The following is a 20,936-nucleotide window of genomic DNA, read 5'->3' as shown; positions in this document are numbered from 1 at the left end:
CCCCCGGTGCTCCGGTGCGGGCCACAGAGGCTCAGTCGGGCTCCCCGCCTCGCATCCCAGGTCCGAGGCACCAGCGACGTACGCACGGTGCGGCGCCGGTGTGGGCTGCCGTCACTGTCACCCAGGTGCCGTCACCGGCGCTACAGAGGTCGGTGGAGTCGGCGTCGTGGTGGCCCGGGTAGCGGATGCGGGCTTGCGGCTGCAGGGTCTCCGTGTCCAGCAGCGTGTGCCTGGGGGCGTGTTCGCCGAGCGCGAGGACTCTCTCCCGGTCCAGGAACCAGGCCCACCGGTACGTCGAAGCCGTCGATTCGACGCGGGGGTCGCGACCCGAATCGTCGTCGACCGGGCCGAAGTCGTGGAGTTGCAGGGTGCCGAACGCGTTGCCCAGCCAGGTGCCGGCATTGGGATGCACGTCGAGCGGTACGCCGAAGCCCCGGGCCGTGATCGTGGGCCGACCGTCCGCGTCCCAGCGTGTCCACCGACCATCGTTGCCCGCGCCGTCGAACGCGTCGGAACCGGCGTGCCGTCCGTCGGGGTGGATCAGCACCTTGTGCGGACCTTCGTAGTACGACGGCGACGTGCTGGTCACCGCCCCGTCCGCAAGCGCGATCACCTGACGCTGCGCGGTGTAGGTGACGTCGTCGTCCTCGTGCCAGTCCTCGTCGGGGACGGGCACGAAGGCCCACAGCTCGGTCCCCCCGGGGGTGAAGACCGCGCACGCGGGAACGTCCTCCCCGTCGACGTTGCCCAACGCGGGGTGGCTCGCCTCCCACACCGCGCTGCCGTCGGCGCGCACGCACACCGAACGGCGCTCGCCTGCGAACGCGGCGTACCGGCCGTCCGGGCCGATGTCGTGATTGAACCAGCCCGATTCCACGAAGTACGTTGGGACGACGAATCGTTCCACGATGGTCAGGTCGGGCGCCAGAAGCAACAGCCCGCCCTCGGCATCACGAACGATCCAACGCCCGCCGTATGTCTTCTCGATCCGCCCCACCACCTCACACGGAAGTTCCGCGATCAACTCCGCGTGCGCCCACGGCAATACAAGATCGTCATTCGTCATGTTGTGCAGCCTAAAGCCGGAGACACACCGGACCGACCCGGTGCCCACGGTTCGGTTCGGGAACTGCCATGGCACAAAAGGACTTTCGCGGTGTCCTGCTTGTCCGGGCGGATGGAGCGACTTCAACATCGACACCGCCCGCGCGTGCGCTACCGTCTGCGGTCGGAGCCGGATGTGCGGCCCTTGGCGAGAGAGCGAGAACCGACGTGGACATCGACGAGGCCGTGGCCTTCTTCCGGGAATTCCTCACTGCGGTGTACATGCAGGACGTCGCCAACCTCACCGAGCCCGACGATGGGCTCGAACTGCGGATCGCGCGCACCGAGACCCTCATGTACTCCTCACCCGGCACCAGCATGACATCCCCGTTCATGCGTCCCCGGCGCATGTCGGCCGAGAGACTGGCCGGGATCGCCAAGACGGCACCAACACCGGTACGCCGCCCGCTGTTTGTGGCGGTGGAGTACGAGGTGCCCGGATGGGGCACCTGCTTCGCCGCCGACGTCGGCGGCGGCGAAAAGGGCAACAGCATCGCCTACGAGCGCCGGTACTGGGCAATGAAAGTCGACGGGCAGCCGAAGATCGTCGCGCAGTACGGGATCGACTTCTACGCCGAAGGTCTCGCCTGGGAGAACATCATGGGAGCGGTGATCGAACCCACCGGCGAACCGGTCGCGGTCCGGGCCTTGGAGGAACCGCACGTCCCGCGTGACCGGCACGACTACCAGCGCATCATCGCCTCAGCCTCGCGGGACGGCGTTTGAAGCAACACTCGAGTGCCGGTCCGTCCCGCGGCCCGCGCCGCACACCGGCGCGGACGTGGTTCGGGTTCGGGTTCGGGTTCCGCGGTGATGGAGCCGGACCGGGGGACACGACCACCCTCGCGAAACGATTGACCGCGAACGTCCGTCCGCAGGGCGGGCGTTCCGCCGTGCCGAAGACATACGGCAGGCCGCGGACCAGGGAAGACTGCGGATCGCGGATCGCGATCTCGAGAAGTCCCGCACCCGGCGGGACATTTCCCGCTCTGGGGTCGGTCGTAGCGGGCGGCGATCGATGCCGCCTCGCTCCCGGCCGCGTATCGCGGAACAATGGCCGTGCTCGCCCACCGTGATGATGGCACCGGCGTCGCAGTGGCGGCAGTGGGTGCCGAAGAACGCGTCGGTGAGGTCGTCGAGGATCCAGGCCCAGGCGAAGTGCCCTTCGGGTGCGAACATCTCGCGCCGCACAAGGATGTAGTACGCGTTCCGTCTTGAGTAGGGTCGGGGGCGGGTGCCTTGGCCTGTGGTGGAGGTGTGGTGGATTCGCCGCGCAATGTGCGTTTCCCCATCGTGGGCGTCGGCGCCCTCCATGTCGATCTCGTGGTGGACCTCGACGGCGTCGAGGCCCACCTGCCGCGAATCGTGCGCTGGCGGGTGCGGCAGATCGACTACGAGGTGGCGTAGGTGTAGTTATGCGTGTTCGACACGACACCGTTGTCGTTCAGCCAGATCTCCACGATCACCCTTCGCCCCTCCGGGACGTCCCACGACTTGGTGCTGCACTTGCCATTTCCGTTGGCCAAAGCCGCCCCGCCGAGGCGTTGACTGTCATCCGTGACGAATCGACCCCATGCGCCCTTGCCGTCGGCCTTGACATCGCACACTGTTATCTTGTCGCCATTGTGCTCGAACTTGATACTTGCACCGTTGTTGCCGATGCTCCAAATTTTCTGGCTGTTCGAACCTGCCGACGCCTGTGGAGCAGCTACCATCACGCCGCCGAAGCTCAGCGCAATAGTGCAGGTGGCAAGAACGGACTTCTTCATGACACTCCCCGGAATTGGTGCAGTTTTCTTGCGCATCGCAGAAAGTCGGGCAGTCGAGAAATGGAATCCGACTGCCGTCGCCAATTAAAATACTCGGATATGTTGAGCCAACAGTGGTGGCTGCCGTCGATGTTTCAGGCAATCCATCCCGTCTCGGATGACACACAGACGGCTTCAGGGTTTCGCGATGCAGCCTGTTCAAGAATGTCGTGGTCGCACGTTTCCGGCCACCATCGCCCGTACCGTTCCGACATGTATCACGCCATGGCGGCTCGTATGCCGCTCGGCGATGGTCTCTGGGGTTCGGTGCGTCTTGATGCCTTTCGCCTCGAGGACGTCGCTCACCGAGGCGCCCGTCTCCATCGGGACCGTGCCGAGACATCTCGGCACGCATGGGATCACAGGTCTCCGAATATCCGGGTCACGTGATGTCGGGCGAGACGACGTGCTGACCGAGCCGACCCGCTCCTCGCGGATCACCTGCACCCGATCCTTATGGCGCTGCCCTCCCGACGCTATCCACTTTCCGCCCCGTCGAACGAAGTGGACCGCGGCATCCGGCGCGAATACCAAGCCGGCTGCCGCGAGGAAGTCCTCGAGGTCGATCTCACCGCCGCCGGTGCCGTCGTCCCCATCGACCCGACGCCGTCCAGGCGTCCCACTGCGACGGAAAACCATGAGAGGTCTGCGCCACCCGCACCAACGTCCGATCCACGTCCGTCCGAGGATGGTCGCGCATCGACAGGACGCGAACAATCGACTTTCGGCGGTTTGGGGTGCCACGAAGGTTCCGGACAGGGACCGGTGGGTTCAACCGGTCGACGCAACACTTTCGGCGAGTCCATCGGCCGGAGTCTCGTAGCCGAGCGTCTTTCGCGGGCGGGTGTTGAATCGTAAGGATGCGGTGGCCGGCCTCCGGCGGTGCGGGTTCGGCGTGGATCAGGTGTGCGGGCCGAGATCGGGTGGGTTGGTGGGTGGGAGTTCCGGGGGTGCGTCTTCGCGTTCCGGGTCGGATGGCGGTTCTCGATGGCGGCGCAGGTCGCCCGGTGTGGTGTCGTACCAGCGGTGGACGGCGCGGCGCAGGGCGCGGGCGTCGCTGAAGCCGGCGCGGGCCGCGATCGTTCGCATGGGGAGGTCGCTGTCGCGGATGAGATCCATGGCGAGTTCCTCGCGTACCGCTTCCACTTCGCCGCGCCACGTGGTGCCGAGCTCGCCCAGCCGGCGCTGCAGCGTCCGCGGGCCCAGGTCCATTCGCCGGGCGACTTCGGCCAGGGAGAGATCGGGGTCGCGGAAGGTCGCGCGCAGGGTCGCGCGGAAGGTGCCGTGCCAGTCGAGGACCGGTCTGGCCGACGCGATGATCATGTCTGCGTGGTTGCGCAGGATGGCCTGTAGGCCCGGCTGGGCCTGCGGCATCGGGGCGTGCGCGTCCTCGGCGAGGTAGGTGATCGAATTGGCTGGGGCGTCGAAGTCGATGTTGCGGGTGCCCAGGAGATCGGTCAGTGGGCCCACGGTGCTCGGTGGGCGGTGTCGGAAAGTGACCCGTACCGGGATGACGGGGCGCCGCAGCGCCTCGGTTGCCCTGCGGCTGATCAACGGTATGACGAACTGCTCGACGGCGGCGATCACATCGGGGAGGGCGGGGCCGGTGGAATGCGTCACGGTGAACAGTCGGCCGTCGTCCGTGACGTGTAGCTTCTCCGCGCCCGGATCTCCGACGACGGTGAGGTGTCCGCAGCCGGTGCGCAGCGATTCCGCGAGTGTCTCGCCGGAGGTGAACAGGTAGTCCCACACGCCGAAGGTGCCCATCGGGGCCAGTCCGACGGCGTGTGTGCCGGCGTGCGTCCCGGGGTGTCCGGTGATGATCTGTTCCCAGAGCAGGAGCGTGGTGGGTGTGGATACGCGGGCGAACTCGTCGGCCAGGACGGTGTCGCCGACGTCGGGGAGCCGCACCAGCCTGGCCGGATCCATTCCGGCTCGGCACGCGGCGTCGACCATGAAGCGCCCCATGCGGGCGGAGACGGTTCCGTTGAGCACGGTTTTTGAAGCTAGGCCACGATCGGTGCCGCGTCGATGGCCGGTGGTCCCGTTGGCGCGTGTAGTCCCTTCGTCGGCGGGCCGGGTCCCTCGTCCGGACGGCGTGGCGTTCGTACGGTCGAGGAGTCACGGGACGAGGGGCGACGAACCACGGACGGCCCGGAAGGGAGTCGCCCGGCGCGAGGCGCCGTGTACTTTCCCGAGCGAAACGGAGTCTGTTGTGAATGGCCCCTTGGTTCGCCGGCGTTGGGCGGGCACGCGGGGGCCACGGTGATCGCGGCGGTGCGGTGGACCTCACCGCCACGCTGTGCGCCGGCGACCTGTGCTTCCCGGAGGTCCGGAGCTTCGCTGTCGACGACATCGTCGAGGCTCACGAAGTCGCCGAACACCCCGCGCCCCGTGGCCGCGTGGTCGTCACGCCGTAGGCCGTCATCGCCGGAGCGCCCTGCGGTACTCGCGTTTCCATCCCCCTGTCGCTCGACCCTGCAAGGGAGTTCGCCCATGCGCATCATCGTGGACATGACGGTGTGCGAGAGCCATGGTCAATGCGTCTTCGCCGCACCGGACGTATTCGCCTTCGACGACGAGGACCACCTCATCTACGAGACCGCGCCGCCCGCCGCCCTGGCCGGGGACGTACGCACCGGCGCCTTGATGTGCCCGGCCCGCGCCGTCACCATCACCGAGGAAGGCGCATGAGGCGCATCGTCATCGTGGGCGCCTCCCTTGCGGGTCTGCGAACCGCGCAGGCGCTGCGTGCCGGAGGGTTTCGCGGCACCCTCACCCTGGTCGGCGACGAACCCCATCTCCCGTACGACCGGCCGCCGTTGTCGAAGCGGCAACTGACCGGAGCGGCGCGACCCGAGGACGACGACCTGCCGATCCCGCCCGACCTCGACGCGACCTGGCTGCTCGGGACCCCCGCCCGGGCACTGGATCCGGCGGGCCGCACGGTCCGGCTGGCCGACGGCCGCCAACTCGACTACGACGGACTGGTCATCGCCACCGGCGCCGCCGCTCGGACCCATCCGGCGGGCCACGTCCCCGACGGGGTGCTCACCCTGCGCGGGCGCGACGACGCGGCGGCGTTGCGGACCCGGCTTCGTGCGGGCCGTCGGATCGTTGTGGTCGGCGGCGGCTTCCTGGGCAGCGAGATCGCCGGGGCCGCCCGCGCACGCGGGCTCGACGTCACCCTGGTGGTCTCGACCGCCCAGCCGTTGGCCCGCCTGGTGGGGGACGGAGTCGGCGCCTATGTCGCGGAGTTGCACCGGGCCGCCGGCATCACCCTGGTGACCGATCGCACCGCGCTGGGCTTCACCGGGGATCCCACCGTGACCGGCGTCGTGCTCTCGGACGGCGACACCGTCGACGCCGACCTCGCCGTCCTCGCCCTGGGCGCCGAGCCCAACACCGCATGGCTGGCCGGATCGGGCGTACCGCTGTCCGGGGGCGTGGCGTGCGATCCGTGCCTGCGGGTGCTACACGAAAGCGGCGCGCCGCTGCCGAACGTGGTCGCGGCGGGCGACGTCGCCAGATGGCCGCACCCGCTCGCCGACGGCGCGCCGATCGCACTGGGCCACTGGAGCAACGCCGCCGAACAAGCCGTGGCGGCGGCGCGTACCCTGCTGCACCCCGACGACGCCCGGCCGTTCACCGTCGTGCCGTCCTTCTGGTCCGACCTGCACGGGTCCACGCTGCGCGCGGTCGGGCTGCCCGCTCGCTCCGACGAGCGCCGAGTCAGCCGATACGACGTCCCCGGCCGCAGGCTCGAGGTCACGTACCACCGCGCCGGGCGCCTGGTCGGCGCGGTAACGGTGGGCGGCCCCGGCCGGATCGCCGCGTACCGCCGCATCCTGACCGACGAACTGCTCCGGGCAGCATGAACACCGGCCCGGTCCGCGACACTCCCGGTACGAGATCGCGGGTGAGGTCGTCGCGTACCACGGCGGCCGAGAGCCCGGGCCGGTGACTACGGCCGGCCCGACCCGCCGCGGGCGTCGCGCAGCGCCGCGAGGCATGGACGCGTGGCAGCGCCGAAGTACCGCTGCCCCGAACGCCGTTCCTCCATCCACGCTGTGAACTCCGACGCGGTGAAGAAAGCCGTCCGAAAGCACCGCGCCTGCCTGAACCCGCCCCCGCCGGACGGGGATCCGCGCTCCGCATGCCCTGGGCCTGACGATCACGGCAATCAGACCGGACTGGTCCGCAAGACCGTGCAGCCGCTATGCGCACGCCGCCGCCCGGGGCGGGCCGATCACCATGCGACCGCGCCGCGGCGGCCCCCTCGCATCCCACCTGCCCCTACCTCGCCGCGCGGTGGGCCGAAGGCGGCAACGACGCCCGGACGCTTCGCGACGAGATCGCCGTCCGCGCGGCTACACCGGGAGCCGCAAGACCGTCCGCCGCTCAGGAGATCGGTCCGGTGAGGTGGTGGGCCAGGTCCGGGACCAGGGGAGGGAGCACGCCGGCGGCGCCGGTGACGCGGAACTCGGTGATCGTGACGGGGCATCCGTCGCCGACGAGGCGCGCCACCGCGGCGAGACGATGGTTGCCGTCCAGGACGAGGATGCGATCGGGCGCGACGGCCCAGGTCGCAAGCGTGAGGTGGATGGGGCCGCTGATCGCCCGGACGGAGTACCAGTTCTCGACGGCGGTGATGCGGGCATCGCGTCCGGGTTCCACGAGTGTGCGGTCGTGGGCCGCTTGCTCGTGTCGGATCGGGTGGGCGCCGGGGGCGTCGTGGTCGACCTCTCCTCGTGACGGGGACGCCGGGTCGTGGTAGCAGGGCGCGTGGTAGGGAGCCAGCGCGACGAGGTCGCGGGGCTCGATCGCCGTCTGCACGCGCTCGATCCGTACCCCACCGTCGTGGGCGCCGACGAGGCGGGCGAGTCGATCCCAGTCGAGCCGAACGCGGATCCGGTCCCGACCGCGCGTGTAGTGGTGGCGAAACGCGTCGAAGGGCACGCGGGTGCCGGTGGACGCGGCCAGGCGGCGGGCCGCGGGGGCGATCGTGGCGGTCCGGTGCGCACGCACGATCGCGGATCGGCGCGCGGCCGCCTGCGCGGCATCGGCCAGACGCGATACGACGTCGTGGAAGCGGTCCCATTCGTCCGCGGTCCACGTGGCGTGGAGGTCCAGTGAGGTGGCGAGGCGGCGCTCGATCTCGTCGAGGACGGTCCCGACGGTTTCCAGGTACTCGGTCTGCATGGTGCTCCGGGCCAGCGGCAACAGGGCCATGCCCGCCCGGGCGTCGTAGCAGACGCGCACGATCTCGCCCGAGGACGAGCGGCTGTGCAGGCGCGGAACCTGCGCGGACAACACCGCGACCTTCTCGACGAGTTCGAGGTCGGCCAGCGCCTCCTGGATCAGGCTCTGCCGGCGGGCGAGCAGAATGCCGACGGTGACGGTGACCAAGGCGCCGAGCACCACGCTCGACGCCCAGTCCGCGAGACTCCATGCCTGACCGCGCTGGGCGAGGACCGCGTCGAGTGCCGCCGCCACGACAGGGACGATCGCGAGCGGCCAGTAACTGCTCACGAAAGAACGCACGTTCGCCACGCATCCCCCTCGGCGCCCGCCCCACGAGCGTGCGTCAAGGATGGCAAACGAAGGTGCCCCTGGGAAGAAGCCGTTCGCCCTTCCGATCCCGCTTCGGGTCACGCCGCCTCGGCAGGCCCGTACAGGTTCGGCATGTGGGTCGGCGGACCATCCGCTCCACGGCAGACCGGTCCCACCGCCCCTTGCCGGCGGCGTCGAGCCGGGACACCGGACCCGAGTATCGCGCCCGTGTCGGGCCGTCGTGAAGTCGGCGCCCCGTGCCGAGTACCCACCAGTCGCGGCGAACTCACCAATCGGCTGCCTCGGCCGTCCCATCGGGCGAACGCGCGGTGCGCCATGGGCGTTGCCGGGTACGAGACGGGGCACCCCCGGCTTCGATCCGCAGGACCTCGGCCGAGTTCGCGGATGCCACGCGTAAGCGGGTCGGCGCCCGGGGGAACCGCCGCCGACTCGAGGAGTCCACAACCTCGCGACACAGCCGTCTCATGGCCGAGGTGGTAACGGCGCCTCGGATACGACGGAGGCGTCACCGTCTCGACCGACACGCACCGACGGCCCAGGTGTTCGGCGAACAACGCCCGAACCGGTACGACGGATCGCTCGTCGTCCAAGAAGGCGTCCATCAGGGCGAGTTCGCCGGGAAGCCCCCGGGTCTGCTCCGGCGACATCTTCCACCACGGGCCCGCACCACAGCCGCACACGACTTTGAGGGAGCCTTGGTCGGGATCTTCGCCGAGGGCCTGAACCGGCCGGGTTGCCTGGTGTTCCACGAGGACGGTCTTTTCGTGGGGAACTGTCGGCGTCCGTCGCCCGCCTCGACCGTGACGGGGCGCTGGTCGGACGTATCGGACTCGATCCGATGGCGACGAGCCGGCCGGGCCTGCCCAACTCGGCCCGGCACATGTACGGCGAGGTGAAGGCGCACGCGGTGCAGGCGTGTCGGGTTCCTCGCCACCGCCGAAGAACCTCTCGAACACGTCTGTGGTGTAACCCACTTCGCGAATGCACAACTTCGGGGTCTTCCGGTCGCAGTCGAACGCCATCAGACGGTTGGATCGAGCGAGTACGACCTGCGGGGTCGTCACCCCGCTCGCCGCCGCACTCGGCACCGGCGTCTGCCGCCGCCAACGGACCCATCGGATCGGTTGACGCTTCGGCTTCCATTTGTGGCGGGAGGTGTCCGGAGGAAACGGTGCCCGGCCGGTCTAGGTTTTCCCTGCGGCTGGAACAAGAATCGGTTCGACGGAGGAGACACGATGGCGGCTACGGATTTGGTGCGGAAGGTATCCGTGGGGTCCGTGTGTTCCGCGGACGGCACCGTCATCGGGTACCGCACCGTGGGCACGGGCCCGGCGCTGTTGATCGTGCCCGGCGCGCTGGCCGTCGCCGCCGACTACGACGCTCTGGCGGTCGCGCTCGCCGAGCGGTTCACGGTACACACGGTGGAGCGACGCGGACGCGGCACCAGCGGGCCGCAAGGCGACGCCTACGGCGCGGACGCGGAGGCCGCGGACATCGAGGCCGTGCGCGCGGCGACCGGCGCCCGGTTCGTCGTAGCGCAGAGCTTCGGCGCGTTTGTCACCCTGGAAGCCGCGCTGGCCGGCTCGGCGTTCGAGCGGATGGCGCTGTACGAGCCGGGCGTCTGCATCGACGGCTCGGTGCCGTTCGGCTGGGCCGACGAGTGCCTCCGCCACCTCGACGCGGGCAACCCCGCCGAGGCGTTCCTCGCGTTCGTCCAGGGCATCAACCCCGAGAGCAGCGGCAAGGCCCCGCGGTGGCTGCTGCGCCTGATCATCCCGCTCGCCATCAAGAAGCCGGAACGGCTACGGAAGTACGCCCTGCTGCGCGGCACGATCCGCGAGCACCGGGAATCCTCGCGCCGTGACGGCGATTACGCCAAGTACGCCGCAATCAGCACGCCCACGCTGCTGATGGCCGGCAAGGGCGTCAAGAACACCGGCGCCGGCCGCACCACCGTCCGCCTCAAGGACGTCCTGCCCGTCTCCGAACTGGTCGTGTATCCCAAGCTCGACCACTTCGGCCCGGAGAACTCCCCCACCACGATCGCCCCGGCACTCACGGCCTTCTTCCTCCCCGACCCGCACGGCACCTGACGCCGAGGCGGCACATACCGCAGTCCCTCGCTCCTTTTTCGAGGCCGCCCGATCCATGGCCGGGCCGTCGTAACGCACACATTCGCCGACACGTCGCGGTGGGCCCAGGTCGGGGCACGGTCCGGTGAGAGCGTGCAGGGACGTCGGCCCGCTTTGCCGCCACAGGAGCCGGGCCGACGCCGGAGAACAGACCCGGCCGCCGACCGTATTCGCGCGATCACCGCAGGCGAGCCCGGATGCCGAAGCGGAGGCCGACGGGACGTGGGCCTCGTTGTTGGGGCATGTGCGGGTGCGGGACGACACGGTCGGCCGGGTCGAGTGGTCCGTGTCGGTGGATTCGACGGTCGTCCGGGCCCACCGACACGCGGCCGGGCCGCGGAAAAAGGGGTTGCGGACGGGGACGAACCGGGCGGCGTGGGGCGTGCGGCGCCGGGCCCGACGCCTGCGGGCCGCGAGGGTCTCGGCCGCTCGCGGGGCGGGTTGACCACCAAGCTGCATCTCGCGGTGGACGCGCGGGGGTTGCCGCTGTCGATCGTCGTCGCCCCGGGCCAGGCCGGGGACGCGCCGGCGTTGGACGCGGTGCTCGCCGGGATCCGCGTGCCGCGGCTCGGTCCGGGTCGGCCGCGGGTGCGACCCACCCGGCTGATCTCCGACCGGGCGTACTCCTCGCGCGCGATACGCGCGCGATACGCGCACGTCCGCGGAACGCGGGCGTGCGGGTGGTGATCCCCGAACACGCCGACCAACGCGAAGACCGCCGACGACGGGGACGTGAGGGCGAGCGTCCGCCGGCGTTCGACCGGCGGACGTATCGCGAACGCAACGTCGTGGAGCGGTGTTTCGCCCGCCTGAAGCAGTTCCGGGCGATCGCCACGCGCTTCGACAAACTCGCCGCCCGCTACATGGCCGGCGTCGTCCTGGCCTCGCTGATCCTGTGGCTCCGCGAAACATAACCCTTGACCCCAACCCCGGCCACCCGCGCAAGTGGCCACCGCCCGTGGGGCTGCCCGTGACCCGCGACGGCTTCTCCCCGCACCCGTCTGCCCGCCAGGCCGAAGATCAACAGGCCGGCCTCAAGCCGTAGTTGGACGTGTCGGGCCGGTTCCTTGCTGCGGGCCCAGGTCGGCGATCGGCGTAGTTGCTTTCGAGCAGGAGGCGCGACTGGCATTCGGCTTCGTCGTGTGCGCTCTTGGCGGCTTCGCAAAGGCGCGCCGCTTCGGCTTCCGCTTCCCGGCGTGCGGCGCGGGCTTGCTCTCGGACTTCTCGGCGATCCGCTCGCGGACGGTGTCGCCGAGCACGGTCATGTCGTGTTCCGAACGTGGCCACCTCGGGGAAATCAGCGGCGGCGGCGGAGCCCAGGCAGAAGGCTCTCACCATGACACTTCATGAAAACGAGATCCATGTGGATGAGGCGCTCGTCCGGTCGCTGATACGGGAGCAGCGATCGGAATGGGCCGACCTTCCCGTCTCTCCGGCCGGTTCGGGCACCGACAACACGATGTACCGGCTGGGCGACCGACTGCTCGTGCGGCTGCCGCGCACCCCGGACAATGCGAAGGCCGTACGGAAGGAGCAGACTTGCTTGCGGCGGCTGGCATCACATCTTCCCTGTCCCATCCCGGTGGCGGTGCACTGCGGCACACCGAGTTCCGCGTTCCCGCTCGCCTGGTCGGTGTATCGCCGGATCGATGGTGATGAAGCCGGCCCGGGATCGGTCACCGACTGGCGCGGCTTCGGGGCCGACCTGGCCACGCTCGTGCGGAGCCTGCGTACTGTCCCCCTCATGGGAGCCGGTCGCCAAGGCGAACTCAGTTGGTGTCGCGGAGGTGACCTGCCTGCCTGTGCCCGGTGGATCGGTCGGTGCTTCGACGACTGCCGAACTCTCCAGGGCCTCGACATCGACATCGAGCACCTACGACACCTGTGGCAAAGCGCGCTCGCCTTGCCCGAGTCATCCGGCCGCCACGTGTGGCTTCATGGAGACCTCAAACCCACCAACCTATTGGTGCAGAAGGGAAAGCTGCGTGCTCGGGCGTGGGCCATCGCCGTCGGAGTCGGCGGGTTGCCGTACTACTGGAACAGCTACCCCCTCTTCGCCGCCGAATGCCTGTCGCGTCTCCGCGCGATCCTGGAGGCTACCGGCGAGCGATGACGGGTCACGGATGCCCCCGAGCCCTGGTTCCACGGAAGCCAACCGTTGCGAGAACGACATCCGGCTCCCCGCCGACCCGATATTCCGTCGGTTCAGCGGGTCTTCGCGACCCTGTCGGGAGGACAAGACCTGATCCCGCGGTCCCCTTGATCCCCATGTGGCCGACAGTCAGGCGGGGCGGCCGAGGGCTGCTTCGCGGCGTGCGCCCAGTTCGGTCTGGACCCAAGCCACGTCTGTGGCGTACGTCCGGTAGAGCAGCGTCAGGAACGTGCCGTTGACCAGCATGAGGATGACCAAGGCCCACAGGAACACCACACGCAGGCCTATCGTGTCGCCGAGGAACCCGGCGGCGAGGCTGAATCCCGCCCACGCCACCGCCTCGAACACCGAGAGGTAGACGGCGAACGCCGCTCCGCGCAGTTCGGGTGGTGTGATGGCCATGACCATCGGCCGGTTCACGCTCGGGTTGACGCCCTGGGCAGCGCCCATCAACGCGAAGAAGACGCCGAAGACGGCGATGCTGCCGTGGTCGAACTGCGTTCCGAAGTAGGCGAGGACCGCGAACACGATCTGCGCGGCTTGGAGCAACGCGACCAAGCCGTACCGCGGGCTGATCCGGTTGACCCGGTCGGCGGCGAAACCGCCCAGGAGCGTCCCCAGGAAGTAGCCGACGCCGAAGGGCAGCAGCATGACCGAGGCCGTCTCCGTGGTGAAGCCGTACACGTCCACCAGAAACACCACGCCGAACGTGCCCACGAGCAGGTGCCCGGACAGCAGCCGGGAGACCAGCAGGATGACGAAGCTGCGGATCCGCAGCAGCGAACGCGCCTTGGCCCAGGTCAACCGGGAGTGCGCGTTGCGGGTGGCCGTGTCGAGCCCGGCGAACTGTTCCTCCGACGCGCCGCGCCCCGGGTCGCGGAACCACAGCAGCAGCGCGAGCCCGAGCAGGACGTTGAACGCGCCCAGACCCCACAGACCCCAGCGCCAGCCGTCGTCGACGCCCGCCAGTTGACCCTTCAGCGGCCCGATCAGCGCACCCGCCAAGGCGATCGCCCCGAACGTCACCCCGACCGCGCGGCCGCGAGTCGAGCCGCCGAACAGGTCGCCGATCACCTCGGTGACGATGGGACCCGCCGCCGCGTAGCCGGCCGCCAGGACCGTGTAGAAGATCAGCAGCTGGGTGAAGTTCTGCGAGAAGCCCGCCGCGACACCCCAGATCCCCCAGAAGCCGGTGGCCATGACGAGCACGGTCTTGCGTGACCAGCGCTGCGCGGCCCACACCCAGAACGGCCCGCTGAACGCGCCCGCGATCTTTCCGGCCGCGGTCAACACGCCCAGCCCGCCCAGCGACGCCCCGAGCGACTCCCGGATCAACGGGAACAGACTGTTGACCAGGCTCGCCTCGGTACTGTCGACAAGCATGGTGCCGCCCAGCAGGGACAGCTGCCGCCGGCGCCCCTTGACCGGGACCTCGGATTCGGGCACGGCGGTGCCCTGGCTAAGCTCCAGCATCGAGCCGTCTCTTTTCTCTGCGGGTGGGTCTGCGGGGTGGGAGGGGGCGAACGCCGGTGACGGGGAGGCAACCCCGTCACCGGCGGCCAAAAGACCTCAGAGCAGGGCGAGCGCCTCGGCGACCGCCCGCAGGCTCGCGGCCGGGAACAGCGGACCCGCCATCGCGGCCACGTCGATCAGCGACGCGGAACCGAACATCTGCAGCAATTCGGAGTCCACGACGCCGGGAAGGTTTTGGCGCAGCACCTCGACTGCCACCGGATCGGCGAGCAGCGTGCGCAGCGGGGTCCGCAGCCCGAAACGGCCCCGCGTATAGTCCTCGGGCACCGGCAACGGCTGGGATGCGGCAAGTGCCCGGTCGCGCTGCGCCCGCACGAGCAGATGCTTGTCGGTCACCGGTCCGTCGGCGGGGAGCCCGAGTCGTTCGTACTGGCTCGGTGGCGCGTCGTTGGCCTTCATGAGGTCCACCAGCAACGAGGCCATGCGCAGTTCGGCCTCGTCGTCGATCAGCGGCACCGCCTGCTCGGGGTCGGTCTCCAGGTCGAACAGGAGCGTGCCGTGGTGGTGCGAGCCGATCAGGACGCGGCCCGGGATCCGCAGGGTGCGCACGCCCTTGGTGAAGTCGAAGGGCTCGGCCAGTTCGAGGTCCGCGAGCTCGACGGGGGAAAAGCGGCCTTTCATGTGCGTCGGCATCAGGGTGTGCTCGAACAGGGGGGTGTTCTCCGCGGTGATCGACGCGCGCATGTAGACGTAGCGGCCGTCGGTGACGTTGACATGTCCGCCGTGGATGCCGAACAGCCCGGCCTCTCGGCCCTCGGCCTCGGCGGCGACCGGGAGCGGCGCGCCCTGCATGTCGCCGGGCCGGTCGACGCCGAAGAACTCCAGGAGCGTCGGCGCCAGGTCCACGGTCTGCACCAGGGCCGCCCGCCGTTCGCCGGCGGTGGCGTGGCGGGGGTCCCACGCGAACAGCGGGAGGTGGACGAGTTCGTTGTACCAGGGCTGAACGCTCTTGCCCCACCAGCCCTTCTCGCCGAGCAGCAGGCCGTGGTCGGTGTTGACGATCAGCATCGTGTCGTCCCACATGCCGAGTTCGTCCATGGTGTCAAGGACCCGGCCCAGGGATCGGTCGCACATGGACAGGAGGGCCGCGTACTCGAACCGCCCGTGCTCGACTTGGGCCGGTGTCTCGACCACCCGCTTGTAGTCGGGCCAGTCGAAGTGCGGACCGTCGTACTCGTGCGGGTAGAGGTTCTTGTACCGCTGGGGACTGAAGAACGGCTCGTGCGGGTCGAACGTCTCGATCTGCACGAACCACCGGTCGGAGGCGTGGTTGGTGCGGACGAACTCCAGGCCCGCGTCGAACGTCAGGGTCTGCGGATGGCGGTCCTCGGTGGCCATGTGGGGGCGGTTCACCCAGTCCTGGCGGTAGCCGCCGAAGCGCATCTTCTTCAGGTCCTCGGGGATGTCCGGGTCGGCCACCTGCCCCTTCCACGCGTCGCCCTCCTGGCCGCGAAAGAACTCCCAGGTGTTGTATCGCCCGTGGTAGGTTGCGCCGCCGTCCTCCCAGTAGTGCGGGTGGTCGCTGACCAGGTGGGTGTAGACGCCGTTCTGCTTCAGCAGTTCGGGCATCGAGTCGTCGAACGGTTCCAGCGGACCCCAGCCGCGGTGCAGGAAGTTGTGCCGCCCGGTGTGGATCTCGCGCCGGGCCGGCATGCACGGCATCGACCCGGCGTAGGCGTTGTCGAAGGTCACCGCCTTCTCCGCCAGCCGGGCGAAGTTCGGCGCGTGTGTCCAGTCGCCTCCGTACGGCGGCAGCATGTGCCGGTTGAGGCTGTCGAACATCACCATGACGGCCCTCATCGGACGGGCTTCCCTTCGGTCAGACGGTCCAGGGTCAGCGAGAGCCAGGCGACCCAGTGGTCCATGGCGGCCGCGCCCAGTTCGTGCAGGGCGTTGTGGATCTGCAGGTCGAGCTCCTGGTCCAGACCGGGTGCCGGATCCTCATAGCGCAGGGTGCGGTCACGGTTTCTCCTCAGCGCGATCTGCTCGCGCCGAAAAGCGAGTTCGGTCTCCACGAGCCGCACCGCCGCGGTCTTGTCCAGCGGCGCCGTGATACTGAACCGTGCGGTGAAGTCGCTCTCCTGGAACCGGCTCGGCGGCTCGTAGGGCGACCGCACCCATTCCAGGAGCACGGCGAGCCCCTCCGGGGTCAGCCGGTAGAGCTTGGCGTCCGGGCGACCCTCCCGCGGGTCCACCTGGTGCCGCACCCAGCCGTCGGTCTCCATCTGCACGAGCTTGCGGTAGATCTGGCTGTGGTGCGCCCGGGGCCACACGAACCGGCCCTCGGTCTCCAGCCACTTGCGCAGGTCGTAGCCGCTGTAGGGCCGTCGGGTCAGCAGGCCGAGCAGGACGTACTCGAACTTCACGCTCTCGACCTCCTATGTGTGTTTTCACCTATGTGCAGATTCATATACTCAAGCTATGAAGACGTCAATGAGTTGTTGTGTGCCGGTCGCACCGGTGCAGTCGTCCGCGTCGCTTCCGGAACCGGCCGCGGTGCCGCCCCGGCACGAACAAGTCCTCCTCCTCGGAGGCGAGTTCCGGATGGGTGATGCCTTCGGCGAGGGCTATCCGGCGGACGGTGAACAACCGGTCCACACCGTGCGGATCAAACCGTTCGGCATCGACGTCACGACGGTGACCGTGACCATGTTCCGGACCTTCGTCGACGACACGGCGTACGTGACGGTCGCGGAACGCGACGGCCACTCGGCGGTCTTCCACCTCGCGGTCGCCGCCGCGCGCTCCGACGTCCTCGGCGCCGATCCGGAAGTGCCGTGGTGGCTGGACGTCCGCGGCGCCGACTGGCGCCACCCGCACGGCCCGCTGTCCGCAGCCGAGAACGACCATCCCGTGGTCCACGTGTCCTGGGACGACGCGGTGGCCTACTGCGCGTGGGCGGGCCGCCGGCTGCCGACCGAGGCCGAGTGGGAGTACGCCGCCCGGGGCGGCCTGCCCGGCCGCCGGTTCGCGTGGGGCGACGAACTGACGCCCGGCGGAACGTGGCTGTGCAACATCTGGCAGGGGCGGTTCCCGTACGCGAACACCGGCGCGGACGGCTGGCTGGCCACCGCGCCGGTCCGCAGTTATCCGCCGAACGGGTTCGGCCTCCACGAGGTCGCCGGAAACGTCTGGGAGTGGTGCGCGGACCGCTTCGCCGCCGACTACTACGCCCGGTCACCGGTCACCGATCCCCAAGGACCGGAGACCGGCGACCGCCGGGTCATGCGCGGCGGCTCGTACCTGTGTCACCACAGCTATTGCCACCGCTACCGCGTCGCCGCCCGCTCGGCGAACACACCCGCCTCGAGCAGCGGCAACTGCGGCTTCAGGACCGTCACAGCGACGTGAGCAACCCCTCGACGTCGTCGGGGCCGAGCGGAACGAACGGAAGCGCGACGAGCCTGCTGAGCCGCATGTTGGTGACCATGCGGAAGCGTGCGCTCTCCTCCCTGGGGTAGGCGTCGCCCATGGTCCGCTTGACCCGCGCCAGCAGGGCCTCCAGCGCCGGGCCGCCCTTCGGGTGGGCGAGCCAGTCCGCGACCGTCGACTCGGCGTCCGGCGCTTCGGCAAGCGTGTCGCCCGCGATCCCGACGGTCGCGCTCAGCCTGATGTCGCGGCTGGAGGCCCCCACGTCGATCCGGTGGTCGCCGCTCTCGACGAGCCAGGCATCCGCCGGCACGTCGAAGAAGGCGAGGTCCGCCCGGGTGATACGTACACCGACGTCCCGGCTCTCACCCGGGGAGAGCAACACGGTCGCGAAGCCCTTCAGCTCCCGGACGGGACGGCGGACCTTGTCGCCGGGCGCGGCGACGTAGACCTGGACCACCTCATGGCCCTCCCGGTCACCGGTGTTCGTGACGGTGACGGCGACGTCGATGCCGTCCTCCCGCGAAGTCACACGCAGATCGGCGTAGTCGAAGGTCGTGTAGGAGAGGCCGTGGCCGAAGGGGAATGAGACCTCCATCTGCCGCGCGTCGTAGTAGCGATACCCGACGAACTGACCCTCGGTGTACGCGACATGCCCGTTCTCGCCGGGCCAGGAAAGATGGGCCGGAGTGTCGGCGAGCCTCAGCGGCACGCTCTCCGCCAGGCGGCCCGACGGATTCGCCCGGCCGAACAGCAGGTCGGCGGTCGCCGATCCGCCGGCCTGGCCGCCCAGCCACCCCTCGAGAACCGCCGGTACGCCGCCGATCCAGCCGGACAGCCGCACCACGCCGCCGTTGGCGAGGACCACGACGGTGTTGGGGTTCGCCGCCGTGACCGACTCGACCAACTCCAGCTGATCCGTCGGGAGTTCCAGGTGATCGCGGTCGAAGCCCTCCGACTCGTAGCTCGGGGGCAGGCCGAGGAAGAGCACCACCACGTCCGCCGAAGCCGCTACGCCGACGGCCTCCTCGCGCAGCGCAACGGGGTCGACGCCCGGCGCGTCGACGGGGAATCCGGGCGCGAAGGTCACGCGCGCCGAGGGCGCGGCGGCGGAGATCGCCGTCAGCGCGTCGTCCAGCCGGGTCGGCACCACCAGCGAGCTTCCCTCGCCCTGATAGCGCGGCGTACGAGCGAACTCTCCTATCACCGCGATGTGCTGATCGGCCGTGGCGCGCAGCGGCAGCAGGCCGTTGTCGTTCTTCAGCAGCACGGCACCGCGAACGGCGACCTCGCGCGCGAGCGCGTGGTGCTCGTCCTGGTCGTACATGGCGTCGGGTCGCGTGTTCTCCGCCGCCCTACGGGCGAGTGCGACGATGCGCTCCGTGCTGCGGTCCAGCGCCGCTTCGCTCAGCTCGCCGGAGTCGACGGCCTCCACCACCCGGGCCGGACCGACGCCGGACGAGTCCGGCATCTCCAGGTCGAGCCCGGCGACCAGTGCCCGGTCCACCACCGCGCCCCAGTCGGAGACGACCAGGCCCTCATAACCCCACTCGTCGCGCAGGACGTCCGTCAGCAGCCATGGATGCTCCGACGCGTGGAGGCCGTTGAGCCGGTTGTAGGAACACATGACCGTCCAGGGCTTCGCCTGGGTCACCACCCGCCGGAAGGCCGGAAGATAGATCTCGCGCAGGGCGCGGACGTCGATGTCCGCGCTGACCGACATCCGCTCGGTCTCCTGGTTGTTCGCGGCGAAGTGCTTCACCGAAGCGCCGACGCCCAGCGCCTGCAGGCCGTTGATCCATGCCACGCCGAGCATGCCGCTGAGCAGCGGGTCCTCGGAGAAGTACTCGAAGTTGCGCCCGCAGAGCGGACTGCGCTTGATGTTGACTCCCGGACCGAGCAGCACATGCACACCGTGCGCGAGACACTCCCGGGCCAGCGCGGCGCCGACCTTTTCCGCGAGGCCGGTGTCCCATGAGCTCGCCAGCGTGACGGCTGGAGGAAAGCACGTGGCCGGCGCGCTGTCGTTGAGGCCCAGGTGGTCGCTGCCCTCCACCGCGACCTGCAGGCGCAGGCCGTGCGGGCCGTCCGACATCCGGAACGCGGGAATCCCGTGGTCGGCAAACGCGAGGGTCTGCCATGAGTCCGCGCCGGTGGCCAGCGCGGCCTTCTCGGCGAGGCTGAGCCCGGCCACCATCTCTGTCGTGTCGGTCATGACTGCTTCCTGGTCGACGGCATCCTGCGAACGCGACGAAACAGTACGGTGTACTGTTTCTTGAGGCAAGAGTCTAGGATGATCGCGTGAAAGCCAAAACCTCATACCCGAAGGGCGTCGCCAAGCGGGAGGAGATCCTCCGGACGACCCTGGAGATCTTCGGCCGCGAGGGGGAACGCGCCACCACACTGCGCACCGTCGCCCGGGAAAGCGGCATCAGCCTGACCGGCCTGATGCACTACTTCACATCCAAAGACCTCCTGCTGACCGAGGTGCTTCGCGCGAGCGACCAGGCCGCCGAGGCCCGCTTCCACGACCCGGAGACGATACGAGACCCCGGCGAGTTCCTGGCCCTGGCCCTGACGGCGAACGCCGCCAACGCCGCCCGGGTACGCCTGTACGTCACCCTGGTCGCCGCCGCGACCGACCCCGCGCACCCGGCGCACGCCTACCTCGAGGAACGCTACGCCCTGCTCCGCGCCACGATCGCCGAGCACATCGAAGCCGAACGCCAGGCCGGCCGCATGGGCCCCGACATCGACCCGCACTTCACCGCCTCGGCCCTGGTTGCCGCGACCGACGGTATCCAGTTGCAGTGGCTGAGCGACCCGACGGTGGACATGGCGGACCACGTCCGCCGCGTCTGGCGGTCACTCACGGCGGCACCTCCCGCCTGAGGGCGGCTCCGGCCCTCGGCTTGCGGATCCGGGCCACCGCAACCGGGGCCGCCGAGCTTGTGCGTGATGTGCGCAGAGGTGAGTCGCGTCCGTAGGTGGTTTCGGACGAACTATGGTCCCTGATCGAGCCGTTGCTGCCCGAGCCGGCGTCGAAGGCAGTGCCGAGTCGGCCTCGCGTGCCGAATCGCCGGGCTCTGTGCCGGACTTCGTTCACCCTGCACACCGGGATCCAGTGGGAGTTCCTGCCGCGGGAGCTGGGTTTCGGGCCGGGGATGACATGTTGGCGTCGGAGCGCCTCCCAGCGAGGGCGGTCAAGGGAATGAGTGGGCGTTCTGGCTACTTGCCCCTGAAAAAGGGTTCGCCCAGGTGAGG

18 protein-coding genes and 2 pseudogenes are annotated in these 20,936 nt (G+C 69.6%); 11 read left to right on the top strand and 9 right to left on the bottom strand.

Features of this window, described 5'->3' with window-relative positions:
* Positions 1-31: 31 nt before the first annotated feature.
* The gene (locus tag ACFRCG_RS06425; RefSeq protein ID WP_380029382.1) at positions 32-1,066 is read right to left on the bottom strand and encodes a hypothetical protein; all 1,035 of its coding nucleotides are present in this window, start codon (positions 1,064-1,066) and stop codon (positions 32-34) included.
* 206 nt (positions 1,067-1,272) lie between these two features.
* On the opposite strand from ACFRCG_RS06425, the gene ACFRCG_RS06420 reads away from it, so the two are divergent.
* Positions 1,273-1,830, top strand: a complete 558-nt coding sequence (locus ACFRCG_RS06420) for a hypothetical protein (protein ID WP_380029380.1) — start codon at positions 1,273-1,275, stop codon at positions 1,828-1,830.
* A 534-nt stretch (positions 1,831-2,364) separates the two neighbouring features.
* Positions 2,365-2,511, top strand: coding sequence for a hypothetical protein (locus ACFRCG_RS06415; protein WP_380029377.1), 147 nt, complete (start codon positions 2,365-2,367; stop codon positions 2,509-2,511).
* Here ACFRCG_RS06415 and ACFRCG_RS06410 read toward each other — a convergent pair.
* Both ACFRCG_RS06410 and ACFRCG_RS06405 read right to left on the bottom strand, forming a co-directional pair.
* On the bottom strand, positions 2,496-2,873 hold the full coding sequence (locus ACFRCG_RS06410; protein ID WP_380029375.1) for a hypothetical protein: 378 nt from the start codon (positions 2,871-2,873) through the stop codon (positions 2,496-2,498). The two genes, ACFRCG_RS06415 and ACFRCG_RS06410, sit on opposite strands and share 16 nt — an antisense overlap.
* 939 nt (positions 2,874-3,812) lie before the next feature.
* Positions 3,813-4,907 carry an AraC family transcriptional regulator ligand-binding domain-containing protein gene (locus ACFRCG_RS06405; RefSeq protein WP_380029373.1) on the bottom strand — a complete coding sequence of 365 codons (1,095 nt, stop codon included), beginning with the start codon at positions 4,905-4,907 and terminating at the stop codon, positions 3,813-3,815.
* Positions 4,908-5,194: 287 nt separating this feature from the next.
* On the opposite strand from ACFRCG_RS06405, the gene ACFRCG_RS06400 reads away from it, so the two are divergent.
* The 3 genes from ACFRCG_RS06400 to ACFRCG_RS06390 all read left to right on the top strand — a co-directional run bounded on the left by ACFRCG_RS06400 (position 5,195) and on the right by ACFRCG_RS06390 (position 6,790).
* Entirely contained in the window at positions 5,195-5,332 is a 138-nt protein-coding gene (locus tag ACFRCG_RS06400) for a hypothetical protein (RefSeq protein WP_380029371.1), read from the top strand.
* Positions 5,333-5,408: 76 nt separating this feature from the next.
* Positions 5,409-5,606, top strand: coding sequence for a ferredoxin (locus ACFRCG_RS06395; protein ID WP_380029369.1), 198 nt, complete (start codon positions 5,409-5,411; stop codon positions 5,604-5,606).
* Positions 5,603-6,790, top strand: coding sequence for an NAD(P)/FAD-dependent oxidoreductase (locus ACFRCG_RS06390; protein WP_380029367.1), 1,188 nt, complete (start codon positions 5,603-5,605; stop codon positions 6,788-6,790). The genes ACFRCG_RS06395 and ACFRCG_RS06390 overlap by 4 nt, the downstream gene beginning before the upstream one ends.
* Positions 6,791-7,313: 523 nt before the next feature.
* Here ACFRCG_RS06390 and ACFRCG_RS06385 read toward each other — a convergent pair.
* Positions 7,314-8,456, bottom strand: coding sequence for a hypothetical protein (locus ACFRCG_RS06385; RefSeq protein WP_380029365.1), 1,143 nt, complete (start codon positions 8,454-8,456; stop codon positions 7,314-7,316).
* A gap of 1,307 nt (positions 8,457-9,763) precedes the next feature.
* On the opposite strand from ACFRCG_RS06385, the gene ACFRCG_RS06380 reads away from it, so the two are divergent.
* Both ACFRCG_RS06380 and ACFRCG_RS06375 read left to right on the top strand, forming a co-directional pair.
* The gene (locus ACFRCG_RS06380) at positions 9,764-10,579 is read left to right on the top strand and encodes an alpha/beta fold hydrolase (RefSeq protein ID WP_380029363.1); all 816 of its coding nucleotides are present in this window, start codon (positions 9,764-9,766) and stop codon (positions 10,577-10,579) included.
* Positions 10,580-10,817: 238 nt separating this feature from the next.
* A pseudogene (locus ACFRCG_RS06375) lies at positions 10,818-11,532 on the top strand (IS5 family transposase); the annotation flags it as partial.
* A gap of 120 nt (positions 11,533-11,652) precedes the next feature.
* On the opposite strand, the gene ACFRCG_RS06370 reads toward ACFRCG_RS06375, so the two are convergent.
* Entirely contained in the window at positions 11,653-11,883 is a 231-nt protein-coding gene (locus ACFRCG_RS06370) for a hypothetical protein (RefSeq protein WP_380029361.1), read from the bottom strand.
* A 71-nt stretch (positions 11,884-11,954) separates the two neighbouring features.
* Here ACFRCG_RS06370 and ACFRCG_RS06365 point away from each other — a divergent pair, with 71 nt between their 5' ends.
* Positions 11,955-12,731 (top strand): phosphotransferase, encoded by a 777-nt coding sequence (locus ACFRCG_RS06365; RefSeq protein WP_380029358.1) that lies wholly within the window; start codon positions 11,955-11,957, stop codon positions 12,729-12,731.
* A 168-nt stretch (positions 12,732-12,899) separates the two neighbouring features.
* Here the strand turns inward: ACFRCG_RS06365 and ACFRCG_RS06360 are convergent, their stop codons facing one another.
* The 3 genes from ACFRCG_RS06360 to ACFRCG_RS06350 all read right to left on the bottom strand — a co-directional run bounded on the left by ACFRCG_RS06360 (position 12,900) and on the right by ACFRCG_RS06350 (position 16,669).
* Positions 12,900-14,243, bottom strand: coding sequence for an MFS transporter (locus ACFRCG_RS06360; protein ID WP_380029356.1), 1,344 nt, complete (start codon positions 14,241-14,243; stop codon positions 12,900-12,902).
* Positions 14,244-14,339: 96 nt separating this feature from the next.
* Positions 14,340-16,103: a sulfatase-like hydrolase/transferase gene (locus ACFRCG_RS06355; RefSeq protein WP_380029354.1), complete on the bottom strand. Its 1,764-nt coding sequence runs from the start codon at positions 16,101-16,103 to the stop codon at positions 14,340-14,342.
* The gene (locus tag ACFRCG_RS06350; RefSeq protein ID WP_380029352.1) at positions 16,100-16,669 is read right to left on the bottom strand and encodes a PadR family transcriptional regulator; all 570 of its coding nucleotides are present in this window, start codon (positions 16,667-16,669) and stop codon (positions 16,100-16,102) included. Before ACFRCG_RS06350 ends, ACFRCG_RS06355 begins: the two co-directional genes overlap by 4 nt.
* Before the next feature lie 55 nt (positions 16,670-16,724).
* Here ACFRCG_RS06350 and ACFRCG_RS06345 point away from each other — a divergent pair, with 55 nt between their 5' ends.
* Complete coding sequence (locus ACFRCG_RS06345; protein ID WP_380029350.1) at positions 16,725-17,654, top strand: formylglycine-generating enzyme family protein; 930 nt, start codon at positions 16,725-16,727, stop codon at positions 17,652-17,654.
* On the opposite strand, the gene ACFRCG_RS06340 is transcribed toward ACFRCG_RS06345, so the two are convergent.
* On the bottom strand, positions 17,641-19,887 hold the full coding sequence (locus ACFRCG_RS06340; protein WP_380029348.1) for a glycoside hydrolase family 3 C-terminal domain-containing protein: 2,247 nt from the start codon (positions 19,885-19,887) through the stop codon (positions 17,641-17,643). The genes ACFRCG_RS06345 and ACFRCG_RS06340 overlap by 14 nt on opposite strands.
* Positions 19,888-19,973: 86 nt before the next feature.
* On the opposite strand from ACFRCG_RS06340, the gene ACFRCG_RS06335 reads away from it, so the two are divergent.
* Complete coding sequence (locus ACFRCG_RS06335) at positions 19,974-20,564, top strand: TetR/AcrR family transcriptional regulator (RefSeq protein ID WP_380029346.1); 591 nt, start codon at positions 19,974-19,976, stop codon at positions 20,562-20,564.
* Between the two features lie 95 nt (positions 20,565-20,659).
* A pseudogene (locus ACFRCG_RS06330) lies at positions 20,660-20,854 on the top strand (transposase); the annotation flags it as partial.
* Between the last annotated feature and the right edge of the window lie 82 nt (positions 20,855-20,936).

It is taken from the genome of Embleya sp. NPDC056575 (assembly GCF_042793325.1).
Taxonomy (GTDB): domain Bacteria; phylum Actinomycetota; class Actinomycetes; order Streptomycetales; family Streptomycetaceae; genus Embleya.
This window is presented reverse-complemented; position numbering and strand designations above follow the sequence as displayed.

Coding starts and splice junctions, on each gene's coding strand:
- ACFRCG_RS06425 (WP_380029382.1), bottom strand. CDS start 1,066: ATGACGAATGACGATCTTGTATTGCCGTGGGCGCACGCGGAGTTGATC.
- ACFRCG_RS06410 (WP_380029375.1), bottom strand. CDS start 2,873: ATGAAGAAGTCCGTTCTTGCCACCTGCACTATTGCGCTGAGCTTCGGC.
- ACFRCG_RS06395 (WP_380029369.1), top strand. CDS start 5,409: ATGCGCATCATCGTGGACATGACGGTGTGCGAGAGCCATGGTCAATGC.
- ACFRCG_RS06390 (WP_380029367.1), top strand. CDS start 5,603: ATGAGGCGCATCGTCATCGTGGGCGCCTCCCTTGCGGGTCTGCGAACC.
- ACFRCG_RS06370 (WP_380029361.1), bottom strand. CDS start 11,883: ATGACCGTGCTCGGCGACACCGTCCGCGAGCGGATCGCCGAGAAGTCC.
- ACFRCG_RS06365 (WP_380029358.1), top strand. CDS start 11,955: ATGACACTTCATGAAAACGAGATCCATGTGGATGAGGCGCTCGTCCGG.
- ACFRCG_RS06360 (WP_380029356.1), bottom strand. CDS start 14,243: ATGCTGGAGCTTAGCCAGGGCACCGCCGTGCCCGAATCCGAGGTCCCG.
- ACFRCG_RS06355 (WP_380029354.1), bottom strand. CDS start 16,103: ATGAGGGCCGTCATGGTGATGTTCGACAGCCTCAACCGGCACATGCTG.
- ACFRCG_RS06345 (WP_380029350.1), top strand. CDS start 16,725: ATGAAGACGTCAATGAGTTGTTGTGTGCCGGTCGCACCGGTGCAGTCG.
- ACFRCG_RS06340 (WP_380029348.1), bottom strand. CDS start 19,887: ATGACCGACACGACAGAGATGGTGGCCGGGCTCAGCCTCGCCGAGAAG.